This window comes from Flaviramulus sp. BrNp1-15, from assembly GCF_022259695.1.
Taxonomy (GTDB): domain Bacteria; phylum Bacteroidota; class Bacteroidia; order Flavobacteriales; family Flavobacteriaceae; genus BrNp1-15.
On sequence record NZ_CP092099.1, the window covers coordinates 921,825 to 946,573 of the forward strand.

At 31.3% G+C, this 24,749-nt stretch carries 24 protein-coding genes; 12 read left to right on the plus strand and 12 right to left on the minus strand.

Features of this window, described 5'->3' with window-relative positions:
• Positions 1-2 precede the first annotated feature (2 nt).
• Positions 3-638, plus strand: coding sequence for an HAD family phosphatase (locus MBM09_RS04110; protein WP_238675588.1), 636 nt, complete (start codon positions 3-5; stop codon positions 636-638).
• Between the two features lie 5 nt (positions 639-643).
• Here the strand turns inward: MBM09_RS04110 and MBM09_RS04115 are convergent, their stop codons facing one another.
• Positions 644-2,137: a glucosyltransferase domain-containing protein gene (locus MBM09_RS04115; protein ID WP_238675589.1), complete on the minus strand. Its 1,494-nt coding sequence runs from the start codon at positions 2,135-2,137 to the stop codon at positions 644-646.
• A 121-nt stretch (positions 2,138-2,258) separates the two neighbouring features.
• Here MBM09_RS04115 and MBM09_RS04120 point away from each other — a divergent pair, with 121 nt between their 5' ends.
• From MBM09_RS04120 to MBM09_RS04135, 4 genes are all read left to right on the plus strand, one after another.
• Positions 2,259-2,867 carry a SprT-like domain-containing protein gene (locus MBM09_RS04120; protein ID WP_238675590.1) on the plus strand — a complete coding sequence of 203 codons (609 nt, stop codon included), beginning with the start codon at positions 2,259-2,261 and terminating at the stop codon, positions 2,865-2,867.
• Positions 2,860-3,939 carry a mannose-1-phosphate guanylyltransferase gene (locus MBM09_RS04125; protein ID WP_238675591.1) on the plus strand — a complete coding sequence of 360 codons (1,080 nt, stop codon included), beginning with the start codon at positions 2,860-2,862 and terminating at the stop codon, positions 3,937-3,939. The genes MBM09_RS04120 and MBM09_RS04125 overlap by 8 nt, the downstream gene beginning before the upstream one ends.
• Positions 3,940-3,944: 5 nt before the next feature.
• The gene (locus MBM09_RS04130; RefSeq protein ID WP_238675592.1) at positions 3,945-5,411 is read left to right on the plus strand and encodes a DUF389 domain-containing protein; all 1,467 of its coding nucleotides are present in this window, start codon (positions 3,945-3,947) and stop codon (positions 5,409-5,411) included.
• 100 nt (positions 5,412-5,511) lie between these two features.
• On the plus strand, positions 5,512-5,895 hold the full coding sequence (locus MBM09_RS04135; RefSeq protein WP_238675593.1) for a serpin family protein: 384 nt from the start codon (positions 5,512-5,514) through the stop codon (positions 5,893-5,895).
• 69 nt (positions 5,896-5,964) lie between these two features.
• Here MBM09_RS04135 and MBM09_RS04140 read toward each other — a convergent pair whose 3' ends face one another.
• Positions 5,965-6,732 (minus strand): ABC transporter ATP-binding protein, encoded by a 768-nt coding sequence (locus MBM09_RS04140; protein WP_238675594.1) that lies wholly within the window; start codon positions 6,730-6,732, stop codon positions 5,965-5,967.
• On the minus strand, positions 6,732-7,469 hold the full coding sequence (locus tag MBM09_RS04145; RefSeq protein WP_238675595.1) for an ABC transporter permease: 738 nt from the start codon (positions 7,467-7,469) through the stop codon (positions 6,732-6,734). The genes MBM09_RS04140 and MBM09_RS04145 overlap by 1 nt, the downstream gene beginning before the upstream one ends.
• A gap of 108 nt (positions 7,470-7,577) precedes the next feature.
• Between MBM09_RS04145 and pafA the strand changes: the two genes are divergently transcribed.
• The gene (gene pafA / locus MBM09_RS04150; RefSeq protein WP_238675596.1) at positions 7,578-9,233 is read left to right on the plus strand and encodes an alkaline phosphatase PafA; all 1,656 of its coding nucleotides are present in this window, start codon (positions 7,578-7,580) and stop codon (positions 9,231-9,233) included.
• Positions 9,233-10,039, plus strand: a complete 807-nt coding sequence (locus MBM09_RS04155) for a DNA/RNA non-specific endonuclease (protein WP_238675597.1) — start codon at positions 9,233-9,235, stop codon at positions 10,037-10,039. Before pafA ends, MBM09_RS04155 begins: the two co-directional genes overlap by 1 nt.
• 44 nt (positions 10,040-10,083) lie before the next feature.
• Here MBM09_RS04155 and MBM09_RS04160 read toward each other — a convergent pair whose 3' ends face one another.
• The 4 genes from MBM09_RS04160 to gcvP form a co-directional block, all read right to left on the minus strand.
• On the minus strand, positions 10,084-10,932 hold the full coding sequence (locus tag MBM09_RS04160; protein WP_238675598.1) for a glycosyltransferase family 2 protein: 849 nt from the start codon (positions 10,930-10,932) through the stop codon (positions 10,084-10,086).
• 23 nt (positions 10,933-10,955) lie between these two features.
• Positions 10,956-11,477 carry a methyltransferase gene (locus tag MBM09_RS04165; protein ID WP_238675599.1) on the minus strand — a complete coding sequence of 174 codons (522 nt, stop codon included), beginning with the start codon at positions 11,475-11,477 and terminating at the stop codon, positions 10,956-10,958.
• 29 nt (positions 11,478-11,506) lie between these two features.
• Positions 11,507-12,565, minus strand: coding sequence for a 3-oxoacyl-ACP synthase III family protein (locus MBM09_RS04170; protein ID WP_238675600.1), 1,059 nt, complete (start codon positions 12,563-12,565; stop codon positions 11,507-11,509).
• 104 nt (positions 12,566-12,669) lie between these two features.
• Entirely contained in the window at positions 12,670-15,519 is a 2,850-nt protein-coding gene (gene gcvP / locus MBM09_RS04175) for an aminomethyl-transferring glycine dehydrogenase (RefSeq protein ID WP_238675601.1), read from the minus strand.
• Positions 15,520-15,639: 120 nt separating this feature from the next.
• Between gcvP and MBM09_RS04180 the strand changes: the two genes are divergently transcribed.
• Entirely contained in the window at positions 15,640-16,473 is an 834-nt protein-coding gene (locus MBM09_RS04180) for a hypothetical protein (protein WP_238675602.1), read from the plus strand.
• Here MBM09_RS04180 and MBM09_RS04185 read toward each other — a convergent pair.
• From MBM09_RS04185 to MBM09_RS04205, 5 genes are all read right to left on the minus strand, one after another.
• Positions 16,470-16,730 carry a hypothetical protein gene (locus MBM09_RS04185; protein WP_238675603.1) on the minus strand — a complete coding sequence of 87 codons (261 nt, stop codon included), beginning with the start codon at positions 16,728-16,730 and terminating at the stop codon, positions 16,470-16,472. The two genes, MBM09_RS04180 and MBM09_RS04185, sit on opposite strands and share 4 nt — an antisense overlap.
• A gap of 2 nt (positions 16,731-16,732) precedes the next feature.
• Positions 16,733-17,287, minus strand: coding sequence for a sigma-70 family RNA polymerase sigma factor (locus MBM09_RS04190; protein ID WP_238675604.1), 555 nt, complete (start codon positions 17,285-17,287; stop codon positions 16,733-16,735).
• 49 nt (positions 17,288-17,336) lie between these two features.
• Positions 17,337-19,379: a M3 family metallopeptidase gene (locus MBM09_RS04195; protein WP_238675605.1), complete on the minus strand. Its 2,043-nt coding sequence runs from the start codon at positions 19,377-19,379 to the stop codon at positions 17,337-17,339.
• A gap of 148 nt (positions 19,380-19,527) precedes the next feature.
• Entirely contained in the window at positions 19,528-20,010 is a 483-nt protein-coding gene (gene purE, locus MBM09_RS04200; RefSeq protein ID WP_238675606.1) for a 5-(carboxyamino)imidazole ribonucleotide mutase, read from the minus strand.
• Between the two features lie 2 nt (positions 20,011-20,012).
• Positions 20,013-21,167: a 5-(carboxyamino)imidazole ribonucleotide synthase gene (locus MBM09_RS04205; RefSeq protein ID WP_238675607.1), complete on the minus strand. Its 1,155-nt coding sequence runs from the start codon at positions 21,165-21,167 to the stop codon at positions 20,013-20,015.
• A 138-nt stretch (positions 21,168-21,305) separates the two neighbouring features.
• Between MBM09_RS04205 and MBM09_RS04210 the strand changes: the two genes are divergently transcribed.
• The 4 genes from MBM09_RS04210 (at position 21,306) to MBM09_RS04225 (ending at position 24,741) form a co-directional block, all read left to right on the plus strand.
• On the plus strand, positions 21,306-22,415 hold the full coding sequence (locus tag MBM09_RS04210; protein ID WP_238675608.1) for an adenylate kinase: 1,110 nt from the start codon (positions 21,306-21,308) through the stop codon (positions 22,413-22,415).
• Between the two features lie 81 nt (positions 22,416-22,496).
• Positions 22,497-23,495, plus strand: coding sequence for a GTPase ObgE (obgE, locus tag MBM09_RS04215; RefSeq protein WP_238675609.1), 999 nt, complete (start codon positions 22,497-22,499; stop codon positions 23,493-23,495).
• A gap of 86 nt (positions 23,496-23,581) precedes the next feature.
• Entirely contained in the window at positions 23,582-24,103 is a 522-nt protein-coding gene (locus MBM09_RS04220) for a DUF4136 domain-containing protein (protein WP_238675610.1), read from the plus strand.
• An 89-nt stretch (positions 24,104-24,192) separates the two neighbouring features.
• Positions 24,193-24,741 carry a DinB family protein gene (locus tag MBM09_RS04225; RefSeq protein WP_238675611.1) on the plus strand — a complete coding sequence of 183 codons (549 nt, stop codon included), beginning with the start codon at positions 24,193-24,195 and terminating at the stop codon, positions 24,739-24,741.
• Positions 24,742-24,749: the final 8 nt, after the last annotated feature.

Genomic DNA, 24,749 nt, shown 5'->3' on the forward strand with positions numbered 1-24,749 from the left:
TTATGAGTAAATACAAGTGTGTTATTTTTGATTGTGATGGAGTTTTGGTTGATAGCGAACCTATAGGTAATAGGGTTTTAGTTAATATGGCAAATGAATATGGCGCTGATATTGATTTAAATTATGCTATGAAACATTTCAAAGGGAGTTTTATAGATGCGTGTGTTGAACAAATATCAAAATTAACTACAGTTCCATTACAGGAGAATTTTATTGAAGAATATCGCAAGAGAAGTTATGAAGCTTTTAAGATAAATATAAAACCTATTGAAGGAGTTAAAAATGTTTTACAAAATTTAAATACTTCTTTTTGTGTAGCTTCTAGCGGACCAGAAACCAAAATAAAACTTAATTTAGAGCTAACTCATTTATTGCCTTTTTTTGAGAATAAAATTTTTAGTTGTTACGCCATTCAAAAATGGAAGCCAGATCCAGCTGTTTTTTTGTGGGCAGCAAAAACTATGGGTTTTCAACCTAATGAATGTTTAATTATTGAAGATAGTTTGTCCGGGGTTCATGCTGCAAAAAATGGAGGGTTTGATGTTTTTGGATTTACTGCTCATGATTATAATAATGAGTTAAAAAATGTTGCAACAAAAACATTTGATAGTATGGATATGCTATTAAAAATGCTTTAATAGCATTATTTCTTACCAAATTCTTTTTTTAAAACATCTATTAGGTTAATTATAATAGCATCGGTTTTATCATATTTACCATTCATATCATAAACTTCAATATCGTTCATTACAAAATAATTATTATCTAACTCCAAAGAGTCTAATCGCTCTTTTAATATTTGATTGAACATTGGTTTAGGAACCCAAATCCTAGAAGAAGAAACTTGTGCAAATTCATCTGCATAAATTCGTTTGTAAAATTTAAACTCTTGAAGAAATTCTTCTTTTGGTTTAATGATGATAATCTTCTTTCTATTATCTAAAGGAATAGAATTAAATGTGTTTTTTATAGCATTATATTCTTTGTTTTGAATTTTTGAGATATAAATATTTTGATTTACTGAACTAATAATAATTGTCAAAAATGCTAAGGTTAAAGCGGTTAGTTTGTAAGCGTTATTCTTTAAACATAATTCTCTAAAAAACATAAACTGATAAAATAGAAATATAATTGCAGCAGGAGCGATGGTTCTACTACAAACATAACTTGTTGAAGATAATATATTAGGAGAATAACTTACAGGAAAAATTAAAATCAAAAATGATATTAATATAAATAACTCAGTTGTTTTTTTCTTTTTTTGATAAAGTGAATAGAAAAAACCTAAAAAGCTAAATGTTCCAACTACAAAAAATAATAATGGAAGTATTAAAATTCCATTACCATAAAGGAGCATTCTAAATTCTTTTAAGTAAAACCGTATAACATTTAATGGAAGTTTTAGGATATCTATTTCAGCTCTTCTAGCTGGCTCCAAATTATACCAATTCAAAGAGAGTTTAAAAATTAGAAAGTATAAGATGAATGCAAAACTTAGAAAAAGTAGTAACGATATAAACTTTTTTAAAGAGAATGTTTTAGTAATTACAATTAAAAAAGTGAATGGAATTAAAAAGGCTGTTGCGGCAGGTTGATAAATACATAAACTAACAACAACTAAAAAGAGTGCAGTTAAATAGTTTAAAACAACTTTTTCTTTTTTTTCAATCACAATTAGTAGGCGCAAACCAGCAAAAAATGTAATATTTAATATGAAAGGAATTTCATGTGTTGCAGTCCAACCCATATAAACAGTAAAGGATGGAATAGTTAAAACTAAAAATGAAAATAAAGCAGCTTCAAATATTTTTAGTTTTTGTTTGAGTAAAAAGCTGAAAATTTGTACTGAAAAAAGAACTGAAGTTATCAATGAAAATAGTCTAACCCATTTTAAGTCTGAAGTGGTATCACTAAAATCACCATAAACAAACTTGCAAATAATACCTAATAGGAATCGCCCGCCTTGTACAAATTCATTAATAAAAAAAGGACTATTGTTTGCAGTCCAAATATATTCATAAGCATCTCTAAAAGCATAGTCTCTAAAAATCCCTAGGTTTAATAAAATACAAGCAATCAATGCAGTAATACTATAAACTAAAATAGGGTATTTATTAATGACTTTGGAGTTTATCAAATCTACTTTGCTTTTTATACTTAATTCAAGTTTTTACTGAAGTATAATTTAAAAACGAATTTATTATTTTTTTAATAAAGCCAATTGTTTTTCTTTTAAGAATTAGATTATTTTAGCAAATATGCAAAATCAACTTGTAAGTTACTTACCAGAAAAAACATTACCTCAAGTTCTAAAATTATTAGAGCACGATAATTTATTAGTTAAAATTAAAAACGAACGTAAAACACGTCATGGAGATTATATGCGATTGCCAAATGGAAAGCATCAAATAACTATAAATTCTAACTTAAATAAGTATCGATTTTTGATTACACTTATTCATGAGATTGCGCATTTTGAAGCCTATAAAAATTATGGACGTTTTATAAAACCACATGGAATTGAATGGAAACGTACGTTTCAGCATTTAATGTTACCATTTATAAATCCTGAAACTTTCCCAAATCAATTGCTTCCGCTTTTAGCAAAACATTTTAAAAATCCAAAGGCTTCTAGCGACACAGATGTGCAATTAGCCTACGCTTTAAAGCAATTCGACGAACCAAACAATAAAACTTATATATTTGAAATACCTTTGGGAAGCGCTTTTAAATTATATAATGGAAAAGTTTTCAAAAAAGGAAATCAAAGAGTAAAGCGTTATGAGTGTGTTGAGGTTAAAACAGGAAAATTATACCTTTTTAACCCTAATGCAGAAGTAGAATTACTAAAAGAAAATTATGAATAAAAATTATTATGCCATATTAATGGCCGGAGGAGTAGGATCAAGGTTTTGGCCTGTTAGTACACAAGATTTTCCAAAACAGTTTCACGATATGTTAGGAACTGGAGATACGTTAATTCAAAAAACGTTTCATAGGCTTGCAAAATTAATTCCGAAAGAAAATATTTTTATTTTAACTAATGAGCGTTATAATGATTTGGTTTTAGAGCAATTACCAGAAGTTACTCAAAGGCAAGTAGTTTTAGAGCCTGCTATGAGAAATACAGCACCTTGTATTTTATATGCATCTTTAAAAATTCAAAAACAAAATCCAGATGCGGTAATGATTGTCGCACCAAGTGATCACTGGATTGAAGATGAAACAACGTTTTCTAAAAACGTGCAACAAGCTTTCGATTTTTGTTCAAACAATAATGCTTTAATGACATTAGGTATTCAACCAACATTTCCAAACACAGGTTATGGTTATATTGAGTTTGAAAAAACTTCAACAGAAATAGTTAAACTGGTTAACCAATTTAGAGAAAAACCCGATTACGAAACTGCAAAAGAATTTATAGCTCAAGGTAATTTTTTATGGAATGCGGGTATTTTCATGTGGAGTGCAAAAAGTGTGGTTGAGGCATTTCAAAATAATCAACCAGATTTATATAAGCATTTTGAGAAAGGAATTTCTGTTTATAATACTAACTTTGAAGACGATTTTATAAAAGAAAATTATCCTTTAGCAGAAAATATTTCGGTAGATTATGCTATTATGGAAAAGTCTGATAATGTTTTTGTTATAGCAGCAGAATTTGATTGGAACGATTTAGGAACTTGGGGTAGCTTATATGATAAATTAGATAAAGATGACGATGGTAACGCAGTTGTAAATGCCAGAACATTAACCGATGAGGCTTCAGGAAATATGATACGTACAAAAAACGATAAAATTGTAGTTGTTGATGGTTTAAAAGATTATATAATTGTTGATAAAGACGAAGTTTTGCTTATCTTTCCTAAGGAAAAAGAACAAGATATTAAAAAAGTACTCCAAAAAGTTAAAGATAAATATGGAGAGCAATATGGTTAATCATTATGAGTGAAGAAAGTAAATTCAATTTCTCTGAGGAGGAATTAAAAAATGAACAAGCTGTAGAGCAGTCTAAAGAAGCTATAAAAAAAGATGCTCAAGGATTGTTTAAAAACATAAAAACTTTTTTTAGTGAGTTATTAGATTTTAGAGAGGACACAGATAGAGACGCAACTATTGATGCTATAAAAGGGGATATTCCCTTTAAAGGTGCCACGGCTTGGATTTTAGTTTGTTCTATTTTTGTAGCATCAATTGGCTTAAATGCTAATTCTACTGCTGTTGTAATTGGAGCCATGTTAATTTCTCCACTTATGGGGCCTATTTTAGGTGTTGGTCTTTCTATTGCTATTAATGATATAGATACTTTAAAACGCTCCTTAATAAACTTAGCAACTATGATTGTATTAAGTTTATTAACCGCTTTTTTATTCTTTTGGTTATTTCCGTTAAGCGAAGATACATCAGAACTTTTGGGTAGAGTACAACCTGATATTAGAGATGTTTTAATTGCCTTTTTTGGTGGTTTAGCATTAATTATCGCTCGAACAAAACGAGGCACTATAGCATCAGTAATTTTTGGTGTAGCAATTGCCACAGCATTAATGCCGCCATTATGTACTGCTGGTTACGGTTTAGCAAAAGGTAAATGGGATTACTTTTTAGGGGCGATGTACCTGTTTACAATAAATACCATTTTTATTGCATTGGCAACATTTTTAGTGCTTAAAGTGTTACGTTTTCCAATGCTTAAATACGCTAATTCAGCTAAAAGAAAACGTGTGGCAAGACTTGCATCATTATTAGCTGTTGTAGTTATGATTCCAGCTATTTGGACATTTATTAGTGTTTTAAAACAAAGTAGGTTCGAAATTGATGCTAAACAATTTATTAATTCAGAATTAGAAACATTACCTAATGCTAATTACATTAAAAAATATGCAACGTATTCGTATGACCCAGAAGGAGAGTCTATAATCGAGTTAATTCCTTTTGGTACAGATGAAATTCCACAAAGTACACAAGATTTATTACAGCAACGTTTTTCTAACTATAATGCTTTAAGTAGTACAAAGCTATATATAAACCAGGTTAAAAATAGAACGATTAATAATTTAGAGTATATGGAAGAGCTTCGAACCAGAGACTCTTTAGATTTACTGTCACAAACTCAAAAAATAGCTTTTTTAGAAAATAAAGTTAAAGAGCTTTCAAAGCTTGAAAAAAATTACATCCCTTTTGATGAATTAACCAAAGAGGTTAAAATTAATTATGAAACTATTGAGCAATTTTCGTATGCTAATGTAATTCATTCTAATTTCTCTAAAATGGATACTTTATCTGTTTTTTCAGTAAAATGGGTAGATTCTTTAGCTAAAGAAGATGTTAGAAAAAAGGATAAAGAAAAGCTTGAAAAGTGGTTAAAACTGAAGCTTAATTTGGATACTTTGGTTGTGAAGCGAGTTAATTAAGATTTAACTTATAAAAATGTCTAGTAAATTCTTTTAATCTTTAATAAAAGAATATTAAAAACAATTCTTTGTCATTTTATATAAGCTGAAAAACCATATTATGAAAAAAATAATAATCTTACTGCTTATTGTTTCTTCAATTTCTTTTCTGTCTTTCAATACTACTGAAGATTGCAAAAAATACTTCAATGGTAAGTGGAAGTATGAACGTTATGATGTTGAATATATTTATGTAGAAAGAAATGATAAAAAACAGTTCGAATACATGGGAAACGGAAAATATTATTATGAATTTGATATTGAATGGAAAACGGATTGCAAATATGAATTAACTTATATAGGTACTACTAGTCCCAACCCAGCTGCAGCAGAAGTTGGAGAAAAATTCACAATTGAAATAATAAAGATAAATGACTCTGTAACGGAATATAAAACTGTTTTTAGGAATTTAGAAGATGTTGGAAAAATGATTAGGATTAAGTAATAGTCTTTCTAAATTAAGAGTAATTAGATAAATTATATATAGATTTTAAAAGAGTTTTTATAGAATCATTTATTGATTCTCCTCCAAGTACATTTTACGTACTTTTTTAAATAAGTTAGATGAATACACAAAATCTGTAACCACTTCATTGTCGGTTTTAAAAATAGTTTTATTAGAGCCTTCCCAAGCTTTTAAACCATCTTTTAGAAACACAATTTTTTCACCAATTTCCATAACCGAATTCATATCGTGAGAGTTAATAACAGTTGTTATTTGGTACTCATCTGTAATTTCCTGTATTAAGTTATCTATTACAATAGCTGTTTTTGGGTCTAATCCAGAATTAGGCTCATCACAAAACAAATATTTAGGATTATTTACAATAGCACGCGCAATAGCAACACGTTTTTGCATACCTCCAGAAGCTTCACTTGGCATTTTATTATGTGCGCCTTCAAGGTTTACCCGTTTTAAAACAAAGTCTACACGGTCTTGCATTTCACTTTTACTTTGTTTGGTAAACATTTGCAACGGAAACATCACATTTTGTGCAATAGTCATAGAATCAAATAATGCACTACCTTGAAAAACCATACCAATTTTGGCACGTAAATTTCTTTTTTCATCTTCGGTTAATTGCGAAAATATTTTTCCATCATATGAAATAGTACCTTCCTCATAATCAAATAAACCAAGTAAGCATTTTAAAAATACGGTTTTACCAGAGCCACTTTGTCCAATTATAAGATTGGTTTTTCCTTTATCAAAAGTGGTAGTAATGCCTTTTAAAATATGAGCATCTCCAAACGATTTATGTAAATTTTTAACCTCAATCATTAACTTAACAGCATTTGGGTTAGTAAATAGTTTAAAAGGATAATCACCACACTGGTCCAAACAAAAGATGTTGTGCTGGCCTTACCAACCTCTAATGCTCCACCTTTCATAAAATATCCATGAAAGGATGGAATAGTTGCTAAAACAAAAGCAAAAACAAAGGTTTTTATAAATGCATACGTAATATGAAATGGTATAAAATCGGTTTGAACACCAATTACATAATCTTCATATGAGCTAAATCCACCATAAACACAAGCAGCCATTCCTCCAAGAATTCCTAAAAACATAGCTATAGAAATTACAAAAGGGTAGAGCATAAGTGCAATAAACTTAGGAAACACTAAGTAGTTTAATGAGTTAATTCCCATAACTTCTAAGGCGTCTATTTGCTCTGTAACTCGCATGGTGCCTATACTAGACGTGATAAAAGACCCTACTTTACCCGCCATAATAATAGATATAAATGTAGGTGCAAATTCTAAAACAATTGATTGTCTGGTAGCAAAACCAACTAAGTATTTTGGAATTAAAGGGTTACTAATATTTAAAGCGGTTTGAATAGTAACAACACCTCCAACAAAAAACGCTATAAAAGCTACAATGCCTAAAGAGCCTATTATCAAGTCTTCAATATCTTTAAAAATGAGTTGCTTCATAACGCTCCATTTAGTAGGCTTGCGAAACATTTCGGCAATCATCATAAAATAAGTTCCAATATTGTGAAGGTATGTCATATTCAAATTTGTAATTGCTAAAGTAAAAAAAAGTTATAGGTATTTAACCTTAATTTTAAATAATGATGTATTAAAATCAGTAATTTTGTAACATATATTTATACTATAATGAACAAAATATTTTTTACTTTATTAATAGTGATGCTTTGCTTTTCATGTAAAGCACAAAATCAGGTTTCTTTAAATACCAATCAAAGTGATGATGCAAAACCAAAATTAGTAGTTGGTATTGTGGTAGACCAAATGAGATATGATTATTTAACACGATTTTCAAATAAATTTGGAGAAGGCGGTTTTAAACGCTTGATGAATGAAGGGTTTAATTGTAAAAATAATCATTTTAGCTATGTGCCAACCTACACAGGACCAGGACATGCATCTATTTATACAGGAACCACACCAAAATATCATGGAATTATAGCTAATAATTGGTATGATAAAGAGATAAAAGAAACGGTGTATTGCGCTGGTGATGATTCAGTTTTAGCAGTTGGAAGTGAATCTGAAGCAGAACGTATGTCGCCTCATAGAATGAAAACAACAACTTTTGCAGACGAAAATAGGCTCTTTACTCAAATGAGAGGCAAAAGTATTGGAATTTCAATAAAAGATAGAGGCGCTATTTTACCTGCTGGTCATTCGGCTAATGCAGCATATTGGTTTAGGGGAAAAGAGGAAGGTAATTTTATTTCAAGTACGTATTACATGAAAAACTTACCAAAATGGGTAAAAGATTTTAATAACTCTGAAGCTGTTGAATCTTATTTGAAAGTATGGAATACATTATATAATATTTCAACTTACACGGAAAGTGGCGACGATTTAAACGATTTTGAAGAAGGTTTTAAAGGAAAAGAAACGGCAACTTTTCCATATGATTTAAAAAAGTTATATGATAAAAATGCAGGCTTCGATATTTTAAAAAACACACCTTATGGAAATAGTATAGTTGCAGATTTTGCTATTGCAGCTCTAACAGGCGAACAATTAGGAAAGGATAACATAACCGATGTTTTAACAGTAAGTTTTTCTAGTACCGATTACATAGGACATAATTTTGGTGTAAATTCTAAAGAAGTTCAAGATGCTTATGTGAGGTTAGACAAGGATTTAGAACGTTTTTTAAACACCTTAGACACTCAGGTAGGACGTGGCGAATACACGGTTTTTTTAACTGCAGATCACGGAGCAATAGATGTGCCAACGTATTTACAATCGGTAAAAATTCCAGCAGGATATATAAACAATAAAGAGGTAAGAACTAAATTGACTAATTTTTTATCAAAGACATACGGAGCGACAGGTCTAATAGAAAACCTAAGCAACAACCAAATATTCTTAGATAGAGATAAAATAAAAATGTTGAATTTAAATTTAGAAGATGTTCAGGAAACAATAGTAAATGAAGTCATTACGTATAAGCATGTTGATAAAGTTTATTCGGCATCAACAATGAATAAAACATCATTCACAACAGGTATTGAATCTCTATTGCAAAACGGATACAACCAAAAACGATCTGGAGATGTTATACTAGTTCCAGATACAGGTTTTATTTCTTACGGAAGAACAGGATCTACACATGGTAGCGGTTTAAATTATGATACACATGTACCTTTGTTATTTTTCGGAAAAGGGATATCGCATGGAGAAACTGTTCAAAAAACAGAAATTACAGATATTGCGCCCACTATATCTGCCCTTTTAGGTATTAGTTTTCCAAATGCAGCTATTGGCCAACCTCTAGAATTTGTTTTAGATTAATGAACAAACGCGCTCTTTACTCTATCATTGCCATAATCGTTGTTTTATGCGTTTATGCTTATGAGCATTTTTTAGCTGAAGAAGAAAAAACAGAGGTAGTTACAGAAGGTAAGGTGGTAAAAAAAGATACCAATGAATATTTTTTACCAACAAGTACTACAGGTCAAATAATTCATCATCAAGGATATTCTTTATCATATAGTGAACCACATGAACAAGCCGAATGGGTGGCTTACGAATTAAAAAAATCACATCTTTCCAACACAAATCATAAACGCCCATATTTTGAAATAGATAAAGCCGTAAAAACTGGAGCCGCAAGTTGGCGTAATTATAAAAATTCGGGTTACGACCGTGGGCACTTATGTCCAGCAGGAGATAGACGTTACACAAAATTTGCACATGATGAAACGTTTTTAACTAGTAATATCAGTCCGCAAGAGCATCAATTCAATTCAGGAATTTGGAACACTTTAGAACAAAAAGTACGTTATTGGGCAAGTAAATACGATGGTGTTTTTGTAGTTACAGGTGGCGTTTTAAAAGGGAATATGAAAACGATTGGTAATGAAAAAGTATCTGTTCCAAACCAGTTTTACAAAGTTTTAATAGATAATAATACCGGCAAAACAAAAATGATTGCGTTTTTAATGCCTCATAAAGATTCTAATAAACCACTTTACGAATTTGTAGTTTCTGTTGATGACATTGAGAAATTAACAGGAATTGATTTTTTTCCAGAATTAGAAGATAGTTTAGAAAATAAACTTGAAGCTTCTAGTAGTTATAAAAACTGGAGTTTCTAGTGTTTTTAGTTTGTCTTGCTAAGTGCAGTCTGTATTATTTAGAGTTAGGAAAGCTTTTCTAACATGCCTTTCCATCGTAAATTTCTAATAAACTTACCTTCTTCTTTAGTAACTAAATAATCGATTTTTTTCTTTTTGGCTTTAAAATAACCAGTTAAGTAATCTTTAAATAATGAAAAGCTTCCTTTCTTATAAGCGAGTTTTAATGCAGAAATAAAAGTAATCATAAAACCATATCGCATTTTATACATAGCCTCACCTTGTAAGTATTTAGAAGCTTTGTTATAACTAATTCCAGTTGGTTTTAAATGTTTTACATGTAATGATTCATCGGTTAAAATTTCCCAACCGTAGTATTTTGCTAAAAGCTCATCCACAGTGTCCCAACCCATCGAAGGTTTAAGTTTATCGATTTCTAAAAAACAATCTTTCCTATAGGCTTTTAAAGCACCACGAATATGGTCTTTTCGAGTTAAATTTTCTAAAACCCAATGGCCATTTTTTTCTATATAACAAAATCCAGCTGCCATACCTAGTTTTGGATTGTTACCAAAATAAATAGAAAGTTGTTCTAAATAATTATCAGGAAAGATTAAATCGGCATCAAATTTACAAACCACATCGTAGTTTTCATCAAGTGTTTCATAGCCTTTGTAAAAAGCATTTATAATTTTTGAACCGGGTAAATGTGCATTTGAAGATTTTGAATTCACTAAAGAAATCCAAGAATACTTTTCAGTGTAAGCTTCAACAATGTTTTGTGTTCTGTCTGTTGAATTATCATTAACCACAACCAATTGCTTTGGTAAAAGCGTTTGGTTAATTAAAGAATCTATTGTTAGTGCAATGGAATCTTGTTCGTTGTGAGCAGGAATGATTATGTAGAAGTTCAATGTTTAAAGTTTAGTATGCAAAGTTAAACTCTTTCTGCATAAACGATATAATATCTTGGAGTGAACCTACGTAAAATTGGTCGAATACCAATTTTTTTTGTTGGGTTAGTCCATTTTTCACTGTCTATAATTTTCCATCCTGTTTTTTCTAATAACCAATCAAATTGCCAATCTTCAAATTCATGATAATGTCTGTCTAACATATCCGTCTTGCTTCTATAAGCAGAAGAAAACCACAGTTTAAGTGGAACACTGGCGACTAATTTGTCAGACTTTATAGATTTTAAAACAGTGAAAGGCGAAAGTAAATGTTCAAAAATTTCAAAGGCGGTCACTACATCCACACCAGAATTTTTTATGTTTGAAGTATCAACATCTAAATCTTCACCTTTTGTATTTTCAACCGTATATCCATGCTCTTGCATAATGGTTGTAAACGGATTTTCAACACCTAGGTCTAAAATTGTTTCAGAGGTTGAAATATGTTTTTGTAAAAATTGAATAGTATGCTTAAAGCGTTTATTTGGAAATGTTTTTTCGTACATTTTTTAGATATTCCGCTTAAGCGGTAATATTAATATTTGTAAACAATGGCGTTTATGTTCATACCTGCGCCAACACTTGCAAAAATAATAATATCACCTTTAGAAATGCTATGATTTTCTAATTGATTGTTTTTTACCAAATCAAAAAGCGTAGGAATCGTTGCTACAGAACTGTTACCAAGTTTATGAATACTCATGGGCATAATGCCTTGTGGAATCTCAGTTTCATATAGTTGATAAAGACGTTTTAAAATAGCTTCGTCCATTTTTTCATTAGCTTGATGTATAAATATTTTCTTTACATCTTTTATATCAACACCACTTTTATCTAAGCAGGATTTTATTGCTAAAGGCACATTGGTTAAGGCAAACTCATATATTTTGCGACCATCCATTTTAATGTAACGTGTATCTCTACACAGATCTTGATTATTGGAGTTGCCAAAAAATAAATAATAAGCTTCATCATAAGTAAAGCTAGCTGTTTCATGAGCTAAAATTCCACAATCTTCATCAGTAGATTCAATAATAGTTGCGCCAGCACCATCAGAATAAATCATAGAATCTCTATCGTGCTTATCAGTTACTCTTGAAAGTGTTTCGGTACCAATTACCAAACAGCGTTTTGCCATTCCAGATTTTATAAACGCTTGAGCTTGCACAACACCTTCAATCCAACCAGGACAACCAAAAAGGATGTCGTAAGCTATACATTTTGGGTTTTTAATTCGTAAACTGTGTTTAATTCTTGAAGCTAATGAAGGTAACATATCACTTTGAATAGTGTTATGTTTAACATCGCCAAAATTATGAGCAACAATAATGTAATCAATAGTTTCTGGGTCTATTTTGGCATTAGCTATGGCTTTTTCTGCAGCAAAAAATCCTAAATCAGAAGAGTTTAAATGTGCTTTAGCATAGCGCCTTTCATCAATACCAGTTATAGCTTTAAATTTTCTTACAATAACTTCGTTTGGAGCCTCAATTACAGACCCGTCATTGTTTAAAAATTCATGGTTGTAAAAATTTTCATTCTTCTCTACATTAGAAGGAATGTAACTACCAGTGCCAGATATTTTAATATTCATAAATCAAAAAAATTGTCTTTAATTAATTTTATGTATGCAATTTAAAATCTTTTAATTAAAGGTGTTTTTGTATTCATTTTAATTTACGATGTTCAAAAGCTAAATTATGCTTCTACATAGTCTTCAATAGGTGCACAAGAACATATTAAGTTTCTATCGCCATAGGCGTCATCAACACGTCTAACACTAGGCCAGAACTTGTTTTCTCTTGCATAATCTAATGGATAAGCTGCCGCCTCACGAGTGTATGGTAAATGCCATTCATTGGCTGTAATCATTTCTAATGTATGTGGTGCATTCTTCAAAATATTATTTTCATCGTCTTTTGAAGTGTTATCAATTTCTTTTTTAATTGCTATCATAGCATCACAAAAACGGTCAATTTCTGCTTTACTTTCGCTTTCTGTTGGTTCAATCATTAATGTTCCTGCTACAGGAAAAGACACAGTTGGTGCGTGAAACCCATAATCCATTAAACGTTTAGCAATGTCACTAACTTCAATCCCATTGGCTTTAAAAGGTCTGCAATCTACAATCATTTCATGGGCTGCACGCCCACGTTCACCAGAGTAAAGTGTTTCAAAACTACCTTCTAATCGTTTTTTAATATAATTGGCATTTAAAATTGCAATTTTTGTGGATTCTGTTAAGCCTTTAGCGCCTAACATTTTTATATAGCCATAAGAAATCAAGCATACTAATGCAGAACCAAAAGGAGCTGCTGAAATTGCTGTAATAGCTTTGTCTCCACCAGTTTTTATTATGGGATTTCCAGGTAAAAAAGGCACTAATTGTTTAGCAACACATATAGGGCCAATACCAGGACCACCACCACCATGAGGAATAGCAAAAGTTTTATGTAAATTAAGATGACAAACGTCTGCCCCAATATTTCCAGGGTTTGTTAATCCAACTTGGGCGTTCATGTTGGCGCCATCCATATAAACTTGTCCGCCATTATCATGAATTATTTGGGTGATTTCTCTAATAGCCGACTCATAAACTCCGTGAGTTGATGGATAAGTTACCATTAATGCAGATAAATTATCTTTATGTAATTCTGCTTTTTCGCGTAAATCGTCAATGTCAATATTGCCTTCTTCAGTCGATTTTGTAACAATCACTTTCATACCTGCCATAACTGCACTTGCCGGATTAGTACCGTGTGCAGAAGATGGAATTAAACAAATATTTCTGTGATGATCACCTCTTGATTCATGGTATGCTTTAATAACCATAAGACCAGCAAACTCACCTTGAGCACCAGAATTTGGTTGTAATGATGTAGCAGCAAAACCTGTAATTTCAGTTAGCTGATCTTCTAATTCTTTCAAAACAGTTTGATAACCTTTTGCTTGTTTTATAGGAACAAAAGGATGAATATTTGCCCATTTATAAATACTTAAAGGAAGCATTTCAGAAGCAGCATTCAATTTCATGGTACAAGAACCAAGTGAAATCATAGAGTGATTTAATGCTAAATCTTTACGTTCTAAAGATTTTATATATCGCATTAATTCAGTTTCAGAATGGTAAGTGTTAAAAACAGGTTCTGTTAAAAATTCTGATGTTCTTTGGATCGATTTTTCAATCTCATTTGAGTCCTTAGTCGCTGAAATAATAATAGTTTCCTTATTTGCAGCTTCGGCAAAAACAGAAATTAAGTAATTAATATCTCTAACAGATGTAGTTTCATTTATCGAAATTGTTACTGTTTCATTATCCGGATAAAATAAATTAACTCTTTTGTCAGTTGCTACTTTCTTTATCTTTTTTGCTTTTGTTTTTATTTGAAGCGTATCAAAATAAGACGTATTTACTTGATTATAACCTAACTTTTCTAAGGCACTAGCTAAAGCTGCTGTTTTATTATGAACTTTATTTGCTATAAATGTTAACCCTTTAGGGCCATGATAAACAGCATACATACTAGCCATAACTGCTAATAGTACTTGTGCTGTACAAATATTAGATGTGGCTTTATCGCGTTTAATGTGTTGTTCTCTAGTTTGCAGTGCCATACGTAAAGCTCTGTTGCCACTAGCATCTTTTGTAACACCAATTATACGTCCTGGTAAATCTCTCTTATAAGCTTCTTTAGTGGCAAAATAAGCAGCATGTGGACCACCATAACCCATAGGGATTCCAAAACGTTGTGTAGTTCCTACTACTACATCGGCACCAAACTTACCAGGTGCTTCAAGTTTTACTAAACTTAAAATATCTGCAGCAACAGCAACTTTTATTTGCGCTTCATTAGCTTTATGAATGAATGTTTTTATATCTGTTATTTGTCCATCTTTTCCAGGATATTGTAAAATAGCACCAAAAAATTCAGAAGAAAATTCAAAAGTATCTTCATTTCCAATTACTAATTCAATACCAATTGGGTTAGCTCTTGTTTGTAATAATGATAGGGTTTGTGGTAATATATTTTCAGAAACAAAAAACTTATTAATACCTGCTTTTTTCTGAACACGTTCGCGAACAGCAAAAAGTAAACTCATAGCTTCAGCAGCTGCTGTACTTTCATCTAGAAGTGATGCATTCGCAATTTCCATACCTGTTAAATCTATAACCATGGTTTGAAAATTTAAAAGCGCTTCTAGTCTTCCTTGAGCAATTTCTGCCTGATATGGTGTATAAGCTGTATACCAACCTGGGTTTTCAAGAATATTTCGTTGAATTACTGCAGGTAAAATGGTTGGGTGATAACCTAAGCCAATGTATGTTTTGTATACTTTATTTTTTTTAGACAATTTATGTATATGAAGTAGATATTCATACTCAGTCATAGGTTCATCTAAATTTAACCCATTTTTTAAGCGAATATCATCTGGAATAGTTTCATAAATTAATTGATCTAATGAGTCGACTCCAATCGTTTTTAACATAAGATTTTGGTCGTCTTCTCTAGGACCAATATGACGCAGTGCAAAAGCGTTTGTATTCATTAAAGTAGAATTGATTATATAATTCGCAAAAATAAACAATAAAAAGTGTGTTTTATTGTCAAAAATGGAAAGTTTTTAACCATTTGAAAACGTTATTAACAGTTTGCTTACTTTTGTTGTATGCAAGTGTTTAAAAAGCTTTTAAGTTTTTATATACATAGTAGTATTCATGTGGCTTTATCGGTGTATTCGTTGACTTGGATAACACTTATTGAGTATGGTTTGCCTTATGATGAAAATGTGTTGTATTTTATATTTTATGCATCAATAACAGGGTATAATTTTGTAAAGTATTTTGGTGTTGCAAAATTCCATCACAGAAGCTTAACAAATTGGCTGAAAATTATACAAATATTTTCATTTTTTAGTTTTGTATTGATGTGTTATTATGCTTTTCAATTAAGCACAAAAACATTGTATTACATTGTTAGCTTTGGTGTTATTACATTTTTATATGCCATTCCTTTTTTGCCAAAACGGTTGTTTGTAGATAGTAAGCATAATTTGCGGAGTATTGGCGGACTTAAAATATATTTAATAGCTTTAGTTTGGAGTGGTGTAACTGTTTTTTTGCCGTTAATAGAAAATAATTATTCAATAAATGATGATGTTATTTTAACTGGAATACAGCGTTTTATTTTTATAATTGTTTTAATGTTACCTTTTGAAATAAGAGATTTAAGTTATGATAGTTTAAAGCTTTCTACTGTGCCACAAAAAATAGGTGTAAAGCAAACAAAAGGAGTGGGTATGCTGTTGTTGCTTATTTTTTTCTTCTTAGAATTTTTTAAGAATGAAATTAGCGAAGTAACCATTGGTATTTTGCTTTTAATAACAATATTAACTTTGTTATTTTTAATTTTCTCTAAAGTTAATCAAGGTAAGTATTACAGTGCGTTATGGGTTGAAGGTTTGCCTATAGTATGGCTTTTACTTGTATTGTATTTTTATTAAAGAGAATGTTCTTTTAAGGCTTTTTCAAAATCTTTTTTCATTGCTTCTTTACAATCCTTATCTAAACATTCTACTTCCGAAGTTTTAATTGTACGGGTTAGTTTAGAGTTGTTTTTTGTGTAATCTCTACAGGCTCTACAGTAAATTAAATGAATGTTGAGTTTTATTTTCTCCCAAAGTGTAGCTTCTTTATATTGTGTTTTATCGCAAACATGATTTGCTTTTTCACAAGGGATTTTAATTTTAAACTTACCCATAATTAAAACCAATTTTCTTTTAAACAATCAGCCATAGCGGTTCGTGCCCTATGAATGATTACCCAAAGGTTAGACGCTGTAATATTCAATTCATTACAAATTACTTCGGTTTCAAAACCTTGAATGGTTTTCATTTTAAAAACCTCAGCTTGTTTCTTTGGTAATTTGCTTAAGCATTTGTGTATAGCATCACCAAGCTCTTCATTTTGCATACTGTCTTCAGCAGTTTTATCAAAAGAATCTGCAACACGTTCTTCAAGCCAATCACCTTCAGTTTCAGAATCGCCATTGTAGGTTATACGCACTTCGGCTTTTCCTTTATTAGAATTTATTTTACGGTAATAATCAATAATTTTTCGCTTTAAAATAGAGATAAGCCATGTGCGCTCGCTAGCTTCTCCTTTAAAGTTTTTCATAGATTTTAAACCAGCCAAAAAAGTGTCTTGTACCAAATCTTGCGCCATCTCTCTGTCACTAACACGAGAAACGGTATAGTTGAATAAGTAGTCGGAATATAAATCTATCCACTTATTCGGATTTATTTTATGATTGGGCATTATTGATATACTTTTTTGAATATCAAAAATAAGGTAAAAAATTGGATATTTATTTCTTAATTAATCCAGCACGTTTTAACAAAGCTTCAGAATTTGGCTCATGACCTCTAAAGCGTTTGTAAAGTATCATTGGTTTTTCTGTTCCTCCCTTGCTTAGCACGTTTTCTTTAAACTTATTGGCAACAGTTTTATTAAAAACACCTTTTTCTTTAAAATATTCAAAAGCATCAGCATCTAAAACCTCTGCCCATTTGTAACTATAATAGCCAGACGAATAACCACCCTGGAAAATATGAGAAAAAGAAGTGCTCATACAATTTTCTGCAACATCAGGGTAGAGTTTGGTGCCTTCAAATGCTTTTTCTTCATGCGCTTTTACGCTTTTTATGGTATATGGTGAGTCGCCTGCATGCCAACTCATATCTAGCAAACCAAAACTTAACTGACGCAATGTTTGCATGCCTTCATGAAACGTAGAAGATTCTTTTATTTTATTTACTAAATCCATCGGTATAACTTCACCGGTTTCATAATGTGTTGCAAACAACTCTAATGCTTCTTTTTCGTAACACCAGTTTTCTAAAACCTGACTTGGTAATTCTACAAAATCCCAATACACACTGGTGCCCGATAAACTTGGGTAAGTAGTATTTGCAAGCATGCCATGTAATGCATGACCAAACTCATGAAACAAAGTAGTTACTTCGTTAAAAGTTAAAAGTGATGGCTTTGTTTTTGTTGGTTTTGTAAAATTGCAAACTATTGAAATGTGAGGTCTGCTATTTTTTTCGTCTTTAATGTATTGCGGTTTGTAACTCGTCATCCACGCGCCGTTACGTTTTCCTGGTCTTGGAAAAAAATCGGCATAAAAAATAGACACTAAATCACCCTTGCTGTCTGTAACTTTATAGGTTAAAACATCCTCATGGTATTTGTCTATTGTGTTAATTTCCTCAAAATTTAAATCGAACAACTTTTTGGCAACTTTAAAAACACCATTAATAACATTTTCTAGTTTGAAATAGGGTTTTAACTTTTCGTCATCTAAGTCAAATAGTTTTTGTTTTAGTTTTTCAGAATAATAAGCACCATCCCATTTTTCAAGATGGTCAATTTTATCTAAATCTTTTGCGAAGTTTTCAAGATTTTTAAATTCTCTTTCGGCAGCAGGTTTAGCTTTTTCTAAAAGTTCATTTAAAAAAGACTGAACTTTCTCTGGAGTTTCTGCCATACGCTCTTCAAGAACAAAGTGTGCATGGGTTTTGTAACCTAAAAGTGTGGCGCGTTCATGTCTTAACTTTACAATGTCTAGAACATTATTTTGGTTGTCAAGCTTATCGCCTTTAAAAGATTTTGAACCAGCGGCAAGCGATAGTTTTTTGCGTAATTCACGATTATCAGCATAAGTCATAAACGGAATATAGCTAGGATAATCTAACGTGAATAGCCATCCTTCTTTATCTTTTGATTCTGCTAATTGTTTTGCGGCTTCTTTAGCGCCATCTGGAAGACCAGCCAAATCAGCTTCATCGTTAATTAGCATTTCAAATTTGTTGGTTTCAGCTAAAACATTCTCACCGAATTTTAATTTTAACTGACTTAACTTTTTGTCTATTTCACGAAGTTTTTGCTTCTTGTCTTCAGGTAAATTAGCACCGTTTCTAGAAAAGCTTTTATATTTTTTATCAAGAAGCGTTTCTTGTTCTGTAGTTAAATTTAAAGTGTTTTTGGCATCGTAAACAGTTTTAACACGTTTAAATAATTCCTCATTTAAGGTAATGTCATTACTAAATTCAGCTAGCAAAGGCGAAACTTCTTGAGCTATTTTTTGAATAGTCTTGTTGGTTTCAGCAGAATTTAAATTAAAAAATATGCTTGAAATTCTATCTAATTGCTCACCAGAAAAATCTAAAGCTTCAATAGTATTTTTAAATGTAGCAGCTTCATTATTATTTACAATATTATCAATCTCTGTTTTAGCGTCCTTTATGGCTTTTTTAAAGGCTGGTAAATAATGTTCATCTTTAATTTTTGAAAAAGGAGCAGTGTTATATTTAGTATTAAACGAATTATTTAATATATTTTTTGTCATTTTTAAAAGAAATATGTTAAAACTGAATCTTATTATGTATGCATAATAAAATTTTTTATATGTTTGCCAACAACAATTTGCAGAGTGACTAACTCATGAGAATTATTTGTTAATAGCTGAAAAGCCCTGAGTAATATCGGGGCTTTTTTCATTTTAAATCTTTAGCAGATTCGTTTACCTTTATTTTTAAGCCTTCTTTATAGGCTATAATTTTGTCTAGAACACATTTATCACTAGTTCCTATAATTTGAGCGGCAAGTATACCAGCATTTTTGGCTCCGTTTAAGGCTACTGTTGCTACAGGAACGCCTCCAGGCATTTGTAAAATAGATAAAACAGAATCCCAACCATCAATAGAGTTGCTGCTTTTTACAGGAACACCAATTACTGGTAAAGGTGATAAAGAAGCAATCATTCCAGGTAAATGAGCAGCACCTCCTGCTCCAGCAATAATTACCGAAAAGCCTCTAGTATGAGCATTTTTACCGTAATCGAATAGCTTTTCTGGTGTACGGTGCGCAGAAACAATATCAACTTCAACCTCTATGTCAAACCCTTTTAACATTTCTACCGCGTCTTGCATAACTGGTAGATCGCTTTTGCTACCCATAATAACTCCTACTTTGCTCATAATTATTTGCTTATTACTTTAATTGTTTTCTTAACGTCTTCAGCTATTCTTCTAGCTTCATTTAAATTTTCGTTTACAATGGTAACATGACCCATTTTTCTGAATGGTCGTGTTTGTTTTTTTCCGTAAACATGAGGTGTAACACCATCCATTTTCATGATGTTTTCAATATTTTGATAAACCACATCTCCGGTATAACCTTCAGCACCAACTAAATTTACCATAACACCACCAACTTTACTATCGGTTCTTCCAAGTGGTAAATCTAATATTGCTCTAATGTGTTGTTCGAATTGAGAAGTGTAACTAGCTTCTATAGTTTGATGCCCTGAATTGTGTGGTCTTGGAGCCACTTCGTTCACTAAAATATTATCGTCTTTAGTTTGAAACATTTCAACGGCTAATAAGCCTATATGATTAAATGCTTTTGAAACTTTTAAAGCAACATCTTCTGCTTTTTTAGCAACTTTTTCATCAATTCTAGCTGGACAAATAACATATTCTACTTGGTTAGCTTCTGGGTGGAATTCCATTTCTACAACAGGGTAGGTTTTAGTTTCACCAGATGCATTACGAGCAACTATTACCGCTAATTCGTTTTTAAAAGGCACCAAGTTTTCTGCAATACACTCAACATTAGGTAATCCATCTAAATCTTGAATTGTTTTTACAATTTTTACACCTGTACCATCATATCCAAATTGGGCACATTTCCAAACAAAAGGAAAACTTAAGCCACCATGGTTTATAGCTTCTTTTATTTCTGATGTATATGCAAAACGAGAAAAAGGAGCTGTTGGAATGTCTTTATCAACGTAAAACAGTTTTTGTTTAGCTTTATTTTGAATAACTTTTAGTGTTTTTGATGAAGGGTAGACTTTTATGCCTTCTTTTTCTAAATCTTCTAAAGCATCAATATTTACGTTTTCTATTTCAATAGTTAAAACATCAACTTGCTTCCCAAAATTGTATACATCATCATAATTCATTAGGTTTCCAAGATGAAATTCATTGCAAGCAATTTTACAAGGAGCATCATCATTTGCTTCTAAAACACAGGTGTAAATATCAAGTTTTCTGGTATTATAAAGTAGCATTTTACCAAGTTGACCACCACCTAGAATACCTAGTTTGAAATTTGAAGAGAAATAATTCATTTAATAACTTTTATATTAAATTGACTAAGGGTTACGCAAAAATACATTTAAATCTTAAATTAGTTCCCAAATCGTAAATCAAAAAATCGTTATTCGGTAATCTATTGATTATCTTTGCAACTTTAAAAATCTGTACTCGTGATAAAGCTACATGATAAATATTTTAAACCATTTATTTCTGCTAAAGAACTGGATGCGGTTATGCAACGTTTAGCACTTGAAATTGCTGAAGATGTTGGTGACGAAATTCCAGTTTTTGTAGGCATTTTAAATGGCTCATTTATGGTGGTTAGTGATTTTGTAAAAAAGTATCCTAAACCATGCGAAGTTACTTTTATTAAACTGGCATCTTATGAAGGTGTAAAATCGACAGAAGATATTCAACGTTTAATTGGTTTAACCCAAGATTTAACTGGGCGTACAGTAATTATTCTGGAAGACATTATTGATACAGGGAACACCTTGAATGAAGTACATAGAATTTTTAAAAACGAAAAGGTTAAATCCTTAAAAATAGCAACTCTTTTTTACAAACCAGAAGCTTATAAAAAAGACTTTAAATTACATTACGTAGGTATTGAGATTCCTAACAAATTCATAGTGGGTTACGGCTTAGACTACGATGGTTTAGGAAGAAATTTACCAGAAGTATATCAAATAAAAGAAACACAACACATGACAAACTTAGTACTATTTGGACCTCCAGGAGCAGGAAAAGGAACACAAGCAAACTTTTTAAAAGAAAAATATAAATTAGTACATATTTCTACTGGCGATGTTTTTAGATACAACATTAAAAATGAAACCGCTTTAGGGATGTTAGCTAAATCTTTTATGGATAAAGGCGAACTTGTTCCAGACCAAGTTACTATTGATATGTTAAATGCAGAGGTAGAAAAAAATGCTGATGCTAACGGATTTATTTTTGATGGCTTTCCACGTACTAATGCACAAGCTGATGCTTTAGATAAACTAATGGATAGCAAAGATTCACAAATAAATGCGATGATTGCTCTAGAAGTTGATGATGAAATTCTAGTACAACGTTTGCTTGAAAGAGGCAAAACTAGTGGGAGAGCAGATGATGCAGATGAGTCTATAATACGCAACAGAATTAAAGAGTACTACGAAAAAACGGCTATCTTAAAAGATTACTACTCTGCACAAGGTAAATATTTTGGAGTAGATGGTGTTGGAAGTATTAAAGATATTACTGTACGTTTAAGCGAAGTAATTGATAAACTGTAGTTGAGAAGCGTTTATTCGTTTAGTTGTTTAGATTTTCTAGACTTAACTAAACAACTCCACAAAAACAAATAAACATAGAAAATGACTGAAGGAAATTTTGTAGACTACGTAAAAATGTATGTAAGTTCTGGTAACGGAGGAAAAGGTTCTGCGCACTTACATCGTGAAAAATATATAGCCAAAGGTGGTCCAGATGGAGGTGATGGTGGTAGAGGAGGTCATGTTATAGTTCGAGGTAAATCTAACCTTTGGACACTTCTTCATTTAAAATTTAAAAAACACATTAGAGCAGGACATGGCGAGCATGGAAGTAGTGGTAGAAGTTTTGGGTCTGATGGCGAAGATGTTTATATAGATGTGCCTTTAGGAACCGTAATTCGTGACACCGAAACTAATAATATACTTTTTGAAATTACCGAAGAAGGTGAAGAAAAAATACTTGCATTGGGTGGTAAAGGCGGTTTAGGTAATTGGCACTTTAAAAGTTCTACTAATCAAACACCGCGTTATGCACAACCCGGTTTACCCATGGAAGAAAAGTATGTAACCATGGAGCTTAAAGTACTTGCAGATGTTGGTTTAGTTGGTTTTCCTAATGCTGGAAAATCTACATTGTTATCTGTTTTAACAGCAGCAAAACCAAAAATTGCTGACTATGAGTTTACTACTCTAAAACCTAATTTAGGAATTGTAAAGTATCGCGATTTCCAAACGTTTGTAATGGCAGATATACCTGGTATTATTGAAGGAGCTGCCGAAGGAAAAGGATTAGGTCATTACTTTTTGCGTCATATTGAACGTAACTCCATTCTATTATTTTTAATTCCTGCTGATGCAGAAGATATTAAAAAGCAATACGATATTTTGTTAGATGAACTACGTCGATATAACCCAGAAATGCTGGATAAAGAGCGTATAATTGCAATATCAAAATGCGATATGCTAGACGATGAGTTAAAAGCAGAACTTAAAGAAGAGTTAGATAATGAATTGCCGATTCCTTACTTATTTATTTCATCAGTTGCTCAACAGGGTATAACAGAGTTAAAAGATAAGCTCTGGAAAATGTTGAATGATTAAAAAATATTTTCAAGCTAAATACAGTTCAATAAGAATCCTAAACTATTGGAATAATTTTTGATTAACTTTATATAAAAATTAAAGTTATGCGATTTCTTAAAATTATCTTCTTAATGCTGTTAATAGTTTCTTGTGCTCCAATTTATGTAAACTATGATTATGAAAGGAGTACAGATTTTTCTAAATACAAAACCTATAACTATTATTCCAATATGGAAACGGGTTTAAGTGAATTAGACACTAAACGTTTATTAGATGCTTTGGATGCTAAATTAACAGCAAAAGGATTGAGTTTGTCAGATACGCCAGATTTTTTTATTGATATAAAAACTGTAGAATATCAAGGTTCACCAAGACAAACGGTGGGTGTTGGACTAGGTGGTAGTGGACGTAATGTTGGTGGAGGAGTTTCTATTGGATTGCCTATTGGTCAAAACAATGTAAACCGTCAAATCACTTTCGATTTTGTTGATGAAAACAAAAATCAACTCTTTTGGCAGGCAGTGAGCGAAAGCTCATTTAATCCTAATGCAACTCCCGAAAAAAGAGAAGAACGATTAAATGCAATTGCTGAAAAAGTACTCCTTAAATATCCGCCTAAATCTTAATTTTTCATCAATTAGCGTTAAGTCTGTGTTAATCGTTTTACAAGCTCAGTAAGCTTGTGTATATTAGTGGTAATTAAACAATCATCACTATGAAACGTATACTCTTTATTCTTATCCTAACTTTAATTAGTTTTAACATTAATGCTCAACTCGAAGTAAAAGCCCCAGAAGGTTATACTCACGATATTGGAAATATGATTTCTATGCTTGATAATTTAAAATCTCGTGTAGAAAGACTTGTGGTAAACCTTAATCAAGAAGAGACAGATTTTTTAATTGATGAAAATGCTAATAGAATAGGTGCTATAATTTACCATTTAGCTGCAACCGAAAAGTATTATCAAATTTATACTTTTGAGAATAGACAATTTAATGAAGCTGAAAAAGAAAAATGGATGATACCTTTAAGCTTAGGAGATGTTGGTAGAGAAGAACTTAAAGGTAAACCTATTAAGTATTACTTGGATATTTTTGATGAGGTTAGAGCAAAAACTAAAGAGCTTTTAAAAACAAAAGATGATGATTGGTTTTCCAAAAAAAATGAACAAATGACTAATCATTGGGCTTGGTTTCATGTTATGGAACATCAAGCAAATCATATGGGGCAATTGGCCTTTTTAACTAAACGATTACCATAAAATAAAAA

Bases quoted from the DNA above. Each gene is read 5' to 3' on its own strand.
- MBM09_RS04135 (WP_238675593.1), top strand. From the start codon at position 5,512: ATGAAAAAAATAATAATCTTACTGCTTATTGTTTCTTCAATTTCTTTT.
- MBM09_RS04170 (WP_238675600.1), bottom strand. From the start codon at position 12,565: ATGAATATTAAAATATCTGGCACTGGTAGTTACATTCCTTCTAATGTA.
- MBM09_RS04185 (WP_238675603.1), bottom strand. From the start codon at position 16,730: ATGGGTAAGTTTAAAATTAAAATCCCTTGTGAAAAAGCAAATCATGTT.
- obgE (WP_238675609.1), top strand. From the start codon at position 22,497: ATGACTGAAGGAAATTTTGTAGACTACGTAAAAATGTATGTAAGTTCT.
- MBM09_RS04125 (WP_238675591.1), top strand. From the start codon at position 2,860: ATGAATAAAAATTATTATGCCATATTAATGGCCGGAGGAGTAGGATCA.
- MBM09_RS04190 (WP_238675604.1), bottom strand. From the start codon at position 17,287: ATGCCCAATCATAAAATAAATCCGAATAAGTGGATAGATTTATATTCC.
- MBM09_RS04110 (WP_238675588.1), top strand. From the start codon at position 3: ATGAGTAAATACAAGTGTGTTATTTTTGATTGTGATGGAGTTTTGGTT.
- MBM09_RS04155 (WP_238675597.1), top strand. From the start codon at position 9,233: ATGAACAAACGCGCTCTTTACTCTATCATTGCCATAATCGTTGTTTTA.
- gcvP (WP_238675601.1), bottom strand. From the start codon at position 15,519: ATGAATACAAACGCTTTTGCACTGCGTCATATTGGTCCTAGAGAAGAC.
- MBM09_RS04180 (WP_238675602.1), top strand. From the start codon at position 15,640: ATGCAAGTGTTTAAAAAGCTTTTAAGTTTTTATATACATAGTAGTATT.
- MBM09_RS04220 (WP_238675610.1), top strand. From the start codon at position 23,582: ATGCGATTTCTTAAAATTATCTTCTTAATGCTGTTAATAGTTTCTTGT.
- MBM09_RS04165 (WP_238675599.1), bottom strand. From the start codon at position 11,477: ATGTACGAAAAAACATTTCCAAATAAACGCTTTAAGCATACTATTCAA.
- MBM09_RS04205 (WP_238675607.1), bottom strand. From the start codon at position 21,167: ATGAATTATTTCTCTTCAAATTTCAAACTAGGTATTCTAGGTGGTGGT.
- MBM09_RS04120 (WP_238675590.1), top strand. From the start codon at position 2,259: ATGCAAAATCAACTTGTAAGTTACTTACCAGAAAAAACATTACCTCAA.
- MBM09_RS04140 (WP_238675594.1), bottom strand. From the start codon at position 6,732: ATGATTGAGGTTAAAAATTTACATAAATCGTTTGGAGATGCTCATATT.
- purE (WP_238675606.1), bottom strand. From the start codon at position 20,010: ATGAGCAAAGTAGGAGTTATTATGGGTAGCAAAAGCGATCTACCAGTT.
- MBM09_RS04195 (WP_238675605.1), bottom strand. From the start codon at position 19,379: ATGACAAAAAATATATTAAATAATTCGTTTAATACTAAATATAACACT.
- MBM09_RS04130 (WP_238675592.1), top strand. From the start codon at position 3,945: ATGAGTGAAGAAAGTAAATTCAATTTCTCTGAGGAGGAATTAAAAAAT.
- pafA (WP_238675596.1), top strand. From the start codon at position 7,578: ATGAACAAAATATTTTTTACTTTATTAATAGTGATGCTTTGCTTTTCA.
- MBM09_RS04145 (WP_238675595.1), bottom strand. From the start codon at position 7,469: ATGACATACCTTCACAATATTGGAACTTATTTTATGATGATTGCCGAA.
- MBM09_RS04225 (WP_238675611.1), top strand. From the start codon at position 24,193: ATGAAACGTATACTCTTTATTCTTATCCTAACTTTAATTAGTTTTAAC.